8 protein-coding genes and 1 pseudogene are annotated in these 11,740 nt (G+C 71.0%); 7 read left to right on the top strand and 2 right to left on the bottom strand.

Translation table 11 applies throughout. The annotated features are described in order from the left end of the window. Positions 1 to 38: 38 nt before the first annotated feature. Positions 39 to 590 carry a DUF3455 domain-containing protein gene (locus tag ACIBEI_RS07070; protein ID WP_398885879.1) on the bottom strand — a complete coding sequence of 184 codons (552 nt, stop codon included), beginning with the start codon at positions 588 to 590 and terminating at the stop codon, positions 39 to 41. 588 nt (positions 591 to 1,178) lie between these two features. On the opposite strand from ACIBEI_RS07070, the pseudogene ACIBEI_RS07065 reads away from it, so the two are divergent. From ACIBEI_RS07065 to ACIBEI_RS07035, 7 genes and pseudogenes are all read left to right on the top strand, one after another. Beyond that, a pseudogene (locus tag ACIBEI_RS07065) lies at positions 1,179 to 1,375 on the top strand (hypothetical protein); the annotation flags it as partial. Positions 1,376 to 1,448: 73 nt separating this feature from the next. Then, the gene (locus ACIBEI_RS07060) at positions 1,449 to 2,693 is read left to right on the top strand and encodes a sensor histidine kinase (RefSeq protein ID WP_398885877.1); all 1,245 of its coding nucleotides are present in this window, start codon (positions 1,449 to 1,451) and stop codon (positions 2,691 to 2,693) included. Next, positions 2,690 to 3,364, top strand: a complete 675-nt coding sequence (locus tag ACIBEI_RS07055; protein WP_398885875.1) for a response regulator — start codon at positions 2,690 to 2,692, stop codon at positions 3,362 to 3,364. Before ACIBEI_RS07060 ends, ACIBEI_RS07055 begins: the two co-directional genes overlap by 4 nt. Positions 3,365 to 3,845: 481 nt before the next feature. Next, positions 3,846 to 4,664 (top strand): ABC transporter ATP-binding protein, encoded by an 819-nt coding sequence (locus ACIBEI_RS07050; RefSeq protein WP_398885873.1) that lies wholly within the window; start codon positions 3,846 to 3,848, stop codon positions 4,662 to 4,664. Next, the gene (locus ACIBEI_RS07045) at positions 4,661 to 7,177 is read left to right on the top strand and encodes an FtsX-like permease family protein (RefSeq protein WP_398885871.1); all 2,517 of its coding nucleotides are present in this window, start codon (positions 4,661 to 4,663) and stop codon (positions 7,175 to 7,177) included. Before ACIBEI_RS07050 ends, ACIBEI_RS07045 begins: the two co-directional genes overlap by 4 nt. Positions 7,178 to 7,488: 311 nt before the next feature. Next, positions 7,489 to 8,952 (top strand): MFS transporter, encoded by a 1,464-nt coding sequence (locus ACIBEI_RS07040; protein ID WP_398885869.1) that lies wholly within the window; start codon positions 7,489 to 7,491, stop codon positions 8,950 to 8,952. 99 nt (positions 8,953 to 9,051) lie between these two features. After that, entirely contained in the window at positions 9,052 to 10,260 is a 1,209-nt protein-coding gene (locus ACIBEI_RS07035; RefSeq protein ID WP_398885867.1) for an FAD-dependent monooxygenase, read from the top strand. A gap of 79 nt (positions 10,261 to 10,339) precedes the next feature. Here ACIBEI_RS07035 and ACIBEI_RS07030 read toward each other — a convergent pair whose 3' ends face one another. Further along, positions 10,340 to 11,728, bottom strand: coding sequence for a hypothetical protein (locus tag ACIBEI_RS07030; protein WP_398885865.1), 1,389 nt, complete (start codon positions 11,726 to 11,728; stop codon positions 10,340 to 10,342). Between the last annotated feature and the right edge of the window lie 12 nt (positions 11,729 to 11,740).

The raw sequence follows: 11,740 nt of genomic DNA, 5'->3' as shown, positions 1-11,740 counted from the left end.
AAATCGCCCGGGGGCCACTGCCGTTGCTGCCTACGGCATCACTTGGCGGGCTTGTAGAAGGTGTAGGTGGCGGAGTACGGGACGCTCGTCTGGTCCGTGCCGGTGCAGGCGGTGGTGGGAGCGACGCCGCCGCTGGTGTTGAGGCGCTGGATGTAGGAGACGTCGGCGAAGACCCCGGTGCCGCGAGTGGCGGTGGACTTCAGGAGGAGTTCGGGGATGGTGCCGGCCTTCGGGGAGGTGGCAACGGCGGCGGCGTTGACGGCGCTTCCGTCCACCGTGGACACCCAGACGGGGCCGCGGGAGTGGAGGGCGACCGTGCGGCGGGAGTGGTCCTTCTTGGCCCACAGGGTGGCGGCGGGCTCCAGCAGCTTCCAGGCGCCGTCGGTGCAGGTGTAGGTCTGGACGCCTTCGGCGGAGAAGACGCCGGTGAGCCGGTTGCCGTCCGGAACCTTCAGCGCGTCGGGTACCTCGACGCCGGTGCGGGCGGGCTGCGAGGCCGCCGCCGGGCCGACCGTCGCGCCTATGAGGGTGGCGGCGGTGACAGTGGCGAGAGCCGTGGTGGTGAGGACAAGCCGCTTGGCTAGCTTCATCAGGTGTGTCTCCAGAGCAATTTCTGAACGTGTTCGTGGGATGGACGCGGATCCGTGTGTGTCCCAAAGCCAGGACTGGGCAGGTTCCAGACGTCCGGGCCGGTCAGATGATCTTCAGCCTTGCTGCCGCACTGTACGCGTGAACCCAGCCGGCTGTTCAGCCAACTTCTGATCAGTTAGTAGCCAACTCTGCTCACTGGCTTGGGTGGTTGAAGCCGTACCGGGCGGTGGTTCCGTAGGTCGGCGCAGTCGTCGCAGTCGGCGCGGTCGTCGCCGGGGCTCCGGACCTAACCCACCCCCTACCGGGGTATCACTCCCGACCTGGCTCCCCAGCGTGACGCCTGACCCTCAACCGTCTTCCTACCTTCCTCCCCGTCACCACGGACGAGACAGAGGGAGACGGCCGGATGCGCCGCCTGAGGAAGGTCCTGACCACGGCCGTACCGACCGCAATGCTGGTCGGCGGCACGGCAGGCTGGGCCTCGGAGAGCAGTGAGAGCGCGCTGAGCGGGTCCGCTCCCCGGCACCGCCGCTTTGCTGGCGGACGACTCTCTGGGCAAGGAGTTGTCGGACCCCGCCACGGCCACCCCGTCCGAAGTGGCGGTCTTCTTCGCCGCGCTTCATCAAGCCCTGTTCGGGCTGCACCTGGGCATGGCCTTCGCGCCCAACCACAAGCGGAGACCGGCCTCATCGACTCCTACCGCCAGGCCCTGCGGCACATGCACGAAGTGGGAGAACCACTGCGCGCCGACAGGAGGCACTCACGAGTCAGGCGGCCTCGGTGACCGCGGTTCCGCCGAATCGGCCCGGCAGTTGCGCATCTCCTGACGTCGTCGCACCTCACATAGGCTGGGGCCCATGACCTCACTGGAGGAGGAACCCCCGCGCGCGCTGCTCGCGGGGGCTTCGCGGCGGTGGGTACGTCTGCTGCCGTGGGGTGTGGCGTTCGTGCTGAGCGTCGCTCTGCTGCCCACCACCATCCAGGTCCTCACCGCCGACTACGGCCTGCACGGCGGCATAGCGAGCGCGCTGGCCGTGGCGCAGGCGGCACCGCTGCTGCTCGCCGTCGTGCGCCCGCTGCGGGCCTGGTACGTGATCTTCGCCGCGGACGTGGCCGGAGCGATCGCCCTGCTCACCGTCGACTTCAAGGAGCAGCTCCTGTGGCCGTTCCCGCCCATGGAGATCGTCGGGTACATCGGCCTCTGCCTCGCCCTCGGCCTGCGCGAGCCGCGCCGGACGCTGCTGCTGGTGTGGCTGGCCACGGCGGCCGTGAACGTCGGCCTGGGGTTCTTCGCGCCCAACGGCACGAGTGCCATGAACGTACTGCTCACCATTCTCAGCGGCGTCGTACTCGTGCTCGGCGGTGCTCTCCGCGAGCGGTACGAGGCGCAGCGCAGGCTGGCCGAGCAGGAGACGATCAGCGAGGCCGAGCGCGACCGGCGGACGCTGCTGGAGGAACGCGCCCGTATCGCGCGCGAGCTGCACGACGTGGTGGCGCACCACATGTCCGTCATCACGGTGCAGGCGGACACCGCCGCCTACCGCCTCGAACGGCTGCCGCCGGACGCGCAGGAGGAGTTCACGTCCATCGCGTCGACCTCGCGCGAGTCGCTCGGCGAGATGCGACGGCTCCTCGGCGTGCTGCGGAACGAGGAGTCGAACGGCGAGCTCGCGCCCCAGCCGGGCCTGACGCGGCTCGGGAAGCTGGTGGAGGCGACGGCAAGGGCGGGCGTGCCGGTGGAGTTCACCCCCTGTGACGCCGACGTGCCCGAGGCGGTGGGTCTCTCCGCGTACCGCATCGTCCAGGAGGCCCTCGCGAACGTCGTGCGGCACGCGCCGGGTGCTCCAACGCAGGTGCGGGTGTCGGAGTCGGCGGCGGAGTCCGGTTCGGAGGACGGTGCGCGGCTCACCGTCCTCGTGGTCAACGGACCGTCGCCCGAGCCGCCCGCCGCGCCGCTCGAGGAGGGCGGCACCGGGCACGGCCTCGTCGGCATGCGCGAGCGGGTGCGGCTCGTCGGCGGCACCCTCGACGCGGGGCCGCTGCCGGACGGCGGATTCCGGGTGGCAGCCCAACTCCCCCTGAACGAAAAGGACTTCACGTGACCACGCGCGTCATCATCGTCGACGACCAGGCCATGGTGCGGGCCGGCTTCGCCGCGCTGCTCGCCGCCCAGAGCGACATCGACGTGGTGGGCGAGGCCCCCAACGGTGCGCAGGGCGTGGAGCTGAGCCGGAGCACCCATCCCGACGTCGTACTGATGGACGTTCGTATGCCTGAGATGGACGGCCTGGAGGCCGCGCGCCGCCTCCTCGTACCCCCGCCGGGTGTGACACACCGGCCACGCGTCCTGATGCTCACCACGTTCGACGTCGACGACTACGTCTACGAAGCGCTGCGGGCAGGCGCGAGCGGCTTCCTGCTGAAGGACGCGCCGCCGGCCGACCTGATCGCGGCGGTACGCGTCGTGGCCTCGGGCGACGCGCTGCTCGCCCCCTCCGTGACGCGCCGCCTCATCGCGGACTTCGCCCGGCAACGTCCCGCCGGCCGAGGCAAGCCCGCGCTGCGGCTCAAGGGCCTGACGGAACGCGAAACCGAGGTCCTCACCCTGGTGGCCCGCGGCCAGTCCAACACGGAGATCGCGGAGACGCTGGTGCTGGCCGAGCAGACGGTGAAGACGCATGTGAGCCGCGTCCTCACCAAGCTCGACCTGCGCGACCGGGCCCAGGCGGTGGTCTTCGCGTACGAATCGGGGCTGGTGGCTCCGGGGGAGTAGGACGGGCCCGCCGCGGGGCTGAGGCCGCCGGACGCCGGGCGCGTCGCCATCGGAGCGGAGGGGCCCGTGGCTCCTGGCGCTCGCACAGCGCGCGGCGAGACGTTCCGACCTGCTCGTCGCGGCGTCCCAGAGGCGTGTCGGGCGGGTCGCCGTCCGAGTCGGGGCCGTTCGTTCCATGACCGCGGACGGTGCAGGTGGCACCCCCCAGCGATGTGGCTTCCTCGCCGGGGTGCCTCCCGGGCCCTGGCGCAGGGCGGCAGCGGGGCGAAGCCCCATGCGCGCCTCGTCGGCGGCGGCCAGGCCGACCCGCCCCCGGCAGACAGGCCCGGGGCCCGGTCGGTGGCCACCGGCGGGTCCTGCTCCTCCTCCACCCCCTACCGCGGTAGCACCTCCACGTTGGCTCCCGGGTATGACGCCCGGCGCGCAGCCGTCCCCGCACTCTCCTCCTCGTCGGCACGAGAACATCGCGAGAGGGCGGAACATGAAGCTACGCAGCGGCAAGCGGCAGAAGACGGACGACCGACCGGAGGCTCCGGCCGCCACACCCGGTCTCGCCGTCGAACTCCGCGGTGTCCGGCGGCAGTACGGCCGCGGCGCGGGCTCGGTGCACGCCCTCGCGGGCGTCGACCTCGCCCTCCCGCGCGGCACGTTCACCGCGGTGATGGGCCCGTCCGGGTCCGGCAAGTCCACCTTCCTGCAGTGCGCCGCCGGCCTCGACCGGCCGTCGGCGGGATCCGTGTGCCTCGGCGGTACGGAGATCACCGGCATGAGCGAGAACAAGCTGACCGAGCTGCGCCGCAGCCGCCTCGGATTCGTCTTCCAGGCGTTCAACCTGCTGCCGTCGCTGACCGTGGAGCAGAACGTCCTGCTGCCACTGCGCCTCGCCGGGCAGCGTCAGGACCGCCGCCGAGCGGCCGCCGTACTCGCGCAGGTCGGGCTCGCCGACAAGGCGCGGCGCAGGCCCGGCGAACTCTCCGGCGGCCAGCAGCAGCGCGTGGCCGTCGCCCGCGCCCTGGTCACCGGCCCCGACGTGATCTTCGCCGACGAGCCCACCGGCGCCCTCGACACCGGCACCGCCGCCGAGGTCCTCGGCCTGCTCCGGCACGCGGTGGACACTCTCGGCGCCACCGTCGTCATGGTCACCCACGACCCGACCGCCGCCGTCTGGGCGGACAGCGTGCTGTTCCTCGACAAGGGCACATTCGTCGACGGCCTGGAGCGCGGTTCTGCAGAGCAGATCGCGGCGCGGATGACGATGCTCGCCCGCCGTACGGGCGCGATGGCAGGGGCCGCGGCATGAGGAGCTTCGCCCCGAACGGTCTCGCTCGCGCGGCCGTACGCTTCAAACCCGCGTCGTTCGCGGGCACGTTCGTCGCGCTGATGATGTCGGCGCTGATCGTCACGGCCTGCGGGATCCTGCTGGAGACGGGAGCCCGCGCCTCGGTGCCGGCGGAGCGGTACGCGAAGGCGCCGGTCGTCGTGGCGGCCGACCAGTCCGTGCGGCTCGTCGCCGACAGCATCGACGGCCCCGAGGAAACCGTGTACCCGCTGCCGGACACCGCCCGCGTGGACGTGGTGCTCGCGGCGAAGGCCGCCCGGGCGGCCGGCGTCGAGGCCGCGATGCCGGACTTCACCTTCCCGGTGCGGCAGGGCGACGGCGCGTTCGTCGCACACGGCTGGGGCTCGCACGCCTTCACCGGTACGGCGTTGTCCGCGGGCGTCGCGCCGCGCGCGGGCGAGGTCGTGCTCGACGCCGCGGCGGCCCGAACCGCGAAGGCCGACGTCGGTGACACCGTCGCGCTCGAAACGGCCGCCGGGCGCGCGGACTTCAGGGTGTCCGGGCTGGCCAAGGCCGGGGCGGCCGACACCGCGGCGGCGGGCGCGGCGGCCGGCGGCGGGGCCACGGCCTGGTTCGCCGACGCCGAGGCACCCGCACTGGCCGGGCACCCCGGCAAGACAGACGCCATCGCCGTGCTGGCCGCGGACGGCGCCGACACCGACGCCCTCGCCGCCGCCGTCGAGAAGTCCCTCGCCGGCTCCGGCGCGCAGGTGCACACCGGCGACGGCCGCGGCGAAGCCGAGGAGCGGGGCCTGGCGTACGCCAAGGAGACGCTCCTCGGACTCGGCAGCCAGTTCGGCGGGATCGCCACCCTGGTCGCCGTCTTCACCGCGGCCGGTACGGTCGCCCTGTCCGTCGGTCAGCGCACCCGTGAGTTCGCGCTGCTGCGAGCCGTCGGTGCCACGCCGCGGCAGATCCGCCGTGCCGTCGCCGCAGAGGCGCTGCTCGTCGCGCCGCTCGCCGGGCTGGTCGGATGCCTGCCGGGGATCGGGTTGGCGCACTGGTGGTTCGGGCAGCTGAAGGACCGCGGGGCCATCCCGGAGGCGGTCGATCTGCACGTCTCGTGGATCCCGTTGCTCGCCGCCGTCGGCACCGGGCTGCTCGCGGCGCTCGGCTCCGGCTGGATGGCCGGGCGCAGGCCCGCGAAGATCAAGCCGGGGCAGGCGCTCACCGAAGCCTCGGTGGAGCGGCTGCGGCCGGGCGCCATCCGTACCGTCCTGGGGCTGGGCGCCCTCGTCGGCGGCGCGGTCTTCGCCGGAGTCGCCGCCTCCGCCGCCGGTGACAACGCGGCCAACGCCTCCCTCGGCGTCATCATGCTCTTCATGCTCGCCGTCGCCCTGCTCGGCCCGCTGGTGGCCCGCCTGTGCGCGGCGCTCTTCGGCCTGCTGCTGCGCGGCGGTGGCGCCTCGGCGGCGCTGGCCGCGGCCAACTCCCGTACCAACGCGCGCCGGTTGGCCTCCGCGATCACCCCGATCGTGCTGGCGATGGCCTTCGCCTCGACGCTCGTCTTCATGCACACGAGCGAGAGCCAGATCGCCTCGGAACAGCTCCGCGACGGCATCACGGCGGACCACGTCGTCACGGACCCGGCGGGCCTGCCCGCCGGCGCCGCAGACAGGGCCGCCCGCGCTCCGGGTGTCGAGGCGGCCGTGAGCCTGCTCGACACGCAGGTGCTGGTGCCCGTCGACTCCGGCGGCGAGACGTCACTGCAAGGGGCGGCGACCCAGGGCATCTCGGGCTCCGGCGCCCAGCTCGCCAACGTTCAGGACCTGGACGTACGCAGCGGCAGCCTGGACCACGTGGGTTCGGGCCGAATCGCCATCGGCACCACCCTCGCCACCTCGGCGAAGGTCGAGGTCGGCGACAAGCTGCCGCTCTACCTCCCCGACGGCACCGAGGCCCGCCCGGAAGTCGTCGCGGTCTACGGCCGCGGCCTGGGCCTCGCGGCGGTCACCATGGATCGCGCGGCCCTGGCCGGCCACGTCACGTCGGCCTTCGACAGCACGCTGCTGGTACGCGGCGGCGACGCCGAGCCGCTGGCCGCACTCGGCGAGGTCACCGACGCCTCGGGCTACGCCGTCGAGCAGAACGTGGACCGCGAACTCGGCGCCTGGGCCAACTACACGATGGCCGCCGTCCTGGGCGGCTTCGCCGTCATCGCCGCCGTCAACACCCTTGTGATGACGGTCCTGGACCGCCGCCGCGAACTGGCCACGCTCCGCCTCGTCGGCTCCACCCGCCGCCAGGTGCTGCGCATGCTCCACTGGGAGAGCCTGCTGGTATCGGTGGCGGGCGTGGCCCTGGGCACAGCCATCGCCATGATCACGTTGACCCCCATGATGCGCGGCCTGACGGGCGAGTCCCCACACATACCCCCACTGCTGTACGCCACCTTCGCCGCGACCGCGGTATCCCTCGGCCTTCTCGCCGTAACCCTCCCGGCCGGCGTGGCACTGCGCGACCGCGAGGCCTGACAACTGTCGGTTCCCCGGCAGGAGCCTCCTTCGAGCTGCGTTTCTGCAGCTCGGAGGAGGCTCCTCGCCGTGTGGCGACGCTCCTCGCCGTGTGGCGACGCTCCTCGCCGTGTGGCGACGCTCCTCGCCGTGTGGCGACGCCAGGGTCCGCCCCGGGGAAGGCCGAGCCGTCGACCTTGCCGCCTCCACCCCCTACCGCGGTAGCACCTCCACATTGGCTCCCGGGTATGACGCCCGGCGCGCAGCCGTCCCCGCACTCTTCACCCCGTCGCAGAAGTGGACGGACGCGAACCCGTAGTGAGGAGTCCTCAATGCAGCAGAGCAGGAGCGGAAGTGAAGAGACCGGACTGCACACGAGATGGAACGGGCGGCTCATCGGCCTGGTGGTCGTCCTGGCCCTGGTGAACTTCGTGGTCGACTCGGCCATCACCGCACCACTGCTCGTCCTCCCGGAGATGCTCGACCATTTCGGTACCGACCAGGCGGCATGGCTCAACGCCACCGCGATGCTGGCGGGGGTGATGTGGGCGCCCCTGCTCGGGAAGAGTGCTGACATCCACGGCAAGCGCAGAGTGCTCGTGGTGGCGTTGCTCCTCAGCTGCGCGGGTGCCCTCCTGTGTGCCGTGGCCCCGAGCATCTGGGTGTTCGTGCCGGGGCGCATGCTTCAAGGAGCGTCTCTGGCCGCGGTGTTCCTCTCCGTCGCGATCGTTCGAGGTGTCTGCGCACCCCGGATCGCGATGATCGTCGTGGGCATCGTCACCTCCAGCTCCGCGGTGCTCAACATCGCGTCCCGTTTCCTCATCGAGAAGCTGGCCACGGAGTTCGGCTTCCAGATCTTGTTCCTCCTGTCGGCCCTCGTCGGGGCCGCGATGGCGATCTGCGTGTGGAAGGTGATTCCCGAATCCCTGGTCAAGACGCCAGGCAAGATCGACGTCGCCGGTGCCCTCCTTCTGGGTGGAGGTCTCGCGGGGGTGCTCAGCCATGTCAGTCTCGGCTCGGACCTCGGCTGGCTCGCCGCCGGCCCGCTGGCTCTCCTCGTCGGCGGCGTCGCGGCACTGATCAGGTGGTTCCTGGTCTCGAGTCGAAAGCCCGACCCCCTGATCGACGTCAGGGATCTGGATGGGCCACTGGTGCTCATGCTCCTCGTCGTCTTCCTCGGGGCCGGTTCGTACCAGAGCATGCTGCAGCTCATCCCTCTCCTCGGAGACGTCTCGGCGGATCAGCAACTCGGGTACGGACTGGCCGATCAGGGATCAGTCGCACAGTTGCTCGCGGCGCCCGGACTCGGAGTCATGCTCGGAGGTCCGGTCGCCGGATGGCTCGGCGCACGCATCGGACCGGCCTCGACGTTGGCCGGGACAGTCATGCTCGGAACGGTGGTGACCATCGGGATGTTCCTCGGGGCCTCCCAGCTTGCCGTCGCGCTCTGCTGCGCGTTCCTGCTGGGCGTCACGGTAGGAGCGCTCGGGACATCCGGCTTCAACATGGCCGGCAGCCTGGCGTCCGCCGAACGGCAGGGCATCGTGTCCAGCCTGGTCATGGTGATGGTGTCGATCGGGTCGGTGGTCCTGAACTTCGTGGGCGCGGCCGTGCTCAAGTCGACCGCCGTGGTCGTCGACGGCGAGACAACGAACTCGGCCACCGGCGTGTTCAGCTACATCGCGATCGCTTCCGGCGCGTTCGCGATCGCCGCGGTGCTGGTCGCCCTGCTCGTACGAAGCACACGCCGCGGCCGCGAGTTGCCGACGCCCGACCTGGAGCGGGAAGCGGTGTGACGGACCTCTGAAGAGGTCGGCAGAAGCCGAAAGTTTCCTCGCGTTACGGGCAATACGAGTTTCTCTTCGAATTCCTCATGGCGGACTGGGAGTTGACGAATGAACACAAGAACTGCATCGAAAGGTACGGTCCTGGTTTCCGGCGCGAGCATCGCGGGTCCGGCCGTGACGTTCTGGCTGCGACGGTACGGATTCACGGTGACGGTGGTGGAGAAGTCCACCGGACTGCGGGGCGGTGGCTACCCGATCGACGTGCGTGGTACGGCGGTTGAGGTGGCGAGCCGGATGGGAATCCTGCCGCAGCTCCAGAAAGCACATGTCGAGTCACGCCGGTTGACCTTCCTCAACGCCGACGGCAGTGCGGCGGCGGTGGTTCATCCGCAGGCGGTGGTCGGCGGCGTCGAGGGACATGATGTCGAGGTGCCTCGCGGGGACTTGGCGGAAGTCCTGTACGGGGCCGTCCGTGACGAGGCGGAGTTCGTGTTCGACGACTCCATCGATGCGATCGAGGAACACGAGCACGGGGTCGACGTAACCTTCCGCAGCGGCGTCCGGCGCAGCTTCGACCTGGTCCTGGGCGCGGACGGACTGCACTCGCGTACGCGGGAGCTCGTATTCGGCCCCGAGGAGCAATTCCACCGCTATCTCGGCTACTGCTTCGCCATCTTCACCATGCCCAACACGCTGGGACTCTCCCATGAAGCACTCATCTGGAACACTCCCGGAAGGGCCGCAGCGCTCTACGCGGTCAAAGACAGCAACGAGCTGCACGCATTCCTCAACTTCGCTCAACCCGAGCAACCGCACGAGGTCCTCCGCGACCCCGAGGCACAACGTGACCTCGTCGCCACCACCTTCGCCGACGACGGATGGGAAATCCCGGCCATGGTCGCCGCCATGCGCCACTCGAACGATTCGTTCTTCGACACCGTGAGCCAAGTCCACATGCCGTGCTGGTCCAGCGGACGGGTCGCGTTCCTCGGCGATGCCGCCTACGCCCCGTCGTTCCTGACCGGTCAAGGCTCCAGCCTCGCCCTCGTCGGCGCCTATATGCTCGCCCGCTCGCTGGCCGCCCACCGCGACCACACCGAGGCCTTCGCCGCCTACGAACGCGACATCCGCGGATTCGTAGAACTGAACCAGGCACAGGTCGGTAAAGGCGGCGCGGCGCTCTTCCCCACCACGGCCGAGGCCCTTGAGAAGCGCAACAAGAGGCTTCGTGGCCTCACCGCTCTGCCACCAAAAGCCGGGCGCCCTGCTCACACAGCCCTCACATTGCCCGAACACATCGAGGGCTGTGGCAACTGAATCCATCGAGGCCAGGTTTCAATCGGCAGTTCGGCGCATGAGCCGACAGGCTGAGCGATTCCCTTGGCGGGCAGGGCAGTTACAGCTGGGGCACCAGGTCCGACATCACGGCAGGAGGCAGCGACGGGTTGGCGGCGGCCGCTTCGACCACCTGCCAGTCGGTGTCGGTGAGGAGTTCCACGATCACCGGCGGCGGGAGCGCCGGGTGGCCGGCGGCGACGGGCCTGGCCCTCTTGTCCGCCAAGCAGGCAAGCAGGGCCGGGGCGGTCGCATTGAGATGCCGGGCGACCTCGCGCAGCGCCTTCTGCACCGGTGGTTGGTGCTGGGCCAGGTCCTCCAACAGCGCCGGAGTCGCGTCCGGATTGGCCGCCACCTTGGCGAGGACCCGGGATCCGTGCCGGTCGACCATGGTCCGCAACCGTGCTTCGGAGAGGCCCGGGTGCCCGGCGATGGACTTGACCACCTTCGCGTCAGGGTCGGCGGCCAACGCGTCGCGAATCTCGGCCGGCAGATCGCGTCGTTGGGCCAGGAGCATCCGTACGGCAGGGTTCGATGACTTGGCCAGTTCCTCGACCTCTCTGGTCGAGGCGGCGGCGATCCGCGGCAGCAGGGTGGCGCCGATCCTGGCGGTGTCGGCCAGGTCGGTGAGCACGTCGAGCGGAACGCGCGGGTTGTGTGCGAGCCCGCGCCGCACATCGTGGCCGTGGTCGCCTGCCAGCACGCGGATCAGGGTTTCGTCGATCGCGGGATTCTCGGCGAGGTCGCCTCGGACACCAGGAGTGCCGTCCGCGGCGAGCCGTCCGTACACCTCGGAAGGCAGGTCCGGGCGGGCCGCGAGGGCCCAGCGAAGCAGCGTTGAAGCATGGTCGGCAACGCCGATGACGGCCTCCGCGGGTGTCGCGGGGTTCCACACAACGGCCTGCCGCACGTCATGCATGGTGGACTCGTGGGAGCGCGCCGCCAGTACGGCCGACGGTGTTCCCTCGTTCGCCGCCACCGCGCGGCGGACCTCGGCGTGCGGATGTCCCGCAAGCCTGGCCGCCACGTCCGGCGCTGCCCACAGCGCGAGCTCCGCGACGACTCGTATGTCCGGGTCCGCGGCGAGCAGCTCCACCACATCGGACGGGAGGCCGGGACAGGCAGCCAGCTCCTCCCGGCGCTCAACGAGCGGATCTGCCGCGAGCAGACGCGCCCACTCCGGTCCGCCGAGGCCTTCCCGGAGCAGGGCGAGGGCGGCGTGTGGCTGCGCCGCGGGATCGATGTCGGCGGCGGTGAGCCGGCCCTCGCACGCAAGCCGCCAGGCGCTCTCCTCAACGCGCGAGACCAACGCAACCGCCTGTGCACGGCTGAGGTCCGCGCGACCGGCGAGGTCCGCGGCGATGTCGGCGTCCGCGACCGCGATCAGCCGGTCGACCAACGCGGAGGGCAGAGCCGGATTGGCGGCGAGCCCGCACAGGACATGGTTCACAGAGGGCATCCT

The sequence above is a fragment of the Streptomyces sp. NPDC050988 genome, from assembly GCF_044456225.1.
Classification (GTDB): Bacteria; Actinomycetota; Actinomycetes; order Streptomycetales; family Streptomycetaceae; genus Streptomyces.
The sequence above is the reverse complement of the archived record's forward strand: the minus strand, read 5'-3'. Positions and strand labels throughout refer to the sequence as shown.

Coding starts and splice junctions, on each gene's coding strand:
- ACIBEI_RS07050 (WP_398885873.1), top strand. CDS start 3,846: ATGAAGCTACGCAGCGGCAAGCGGCAGAAGACGGACGACCGACCGGAG.
- ACIBEI_RS07060 (WP_398885877.1), top strand. CDS start 1,449: ATGACCTCACTGGAGGAGGAACCCCCGCGCGCGCTGCTCGCGGGGGCT.
- ACIBEI_RS07040 (WP_398885869.1), top strand. CDS start 7,489: ATGCAGCAGAGCAGGAGCGGAAGTGAAGAGACCGGACTGCACACGAGA.
- ACIBEI_RS07045 (WP_398885871.1), top strand. CDS start 4,661: ATGAGGAGCTTCGCCCCGAACGGTCTCGCTCGCGCGGCCGTACGCTTC.
- ACIBEI_RS07035 (WP_398885867.1), top strand. CDS start 9,052: ATGAACACAAGAACTGCATCGAAAGGTACGGTCCTGGTTTCCGGCGCG.
- ACIBEI_RS07070 (WP_398885879.1), bottom strand. CDS start 590: ATGAAGCTAGCCAAGCGGCTTGTCCTCACCACCACGGCTCTCGCCACT.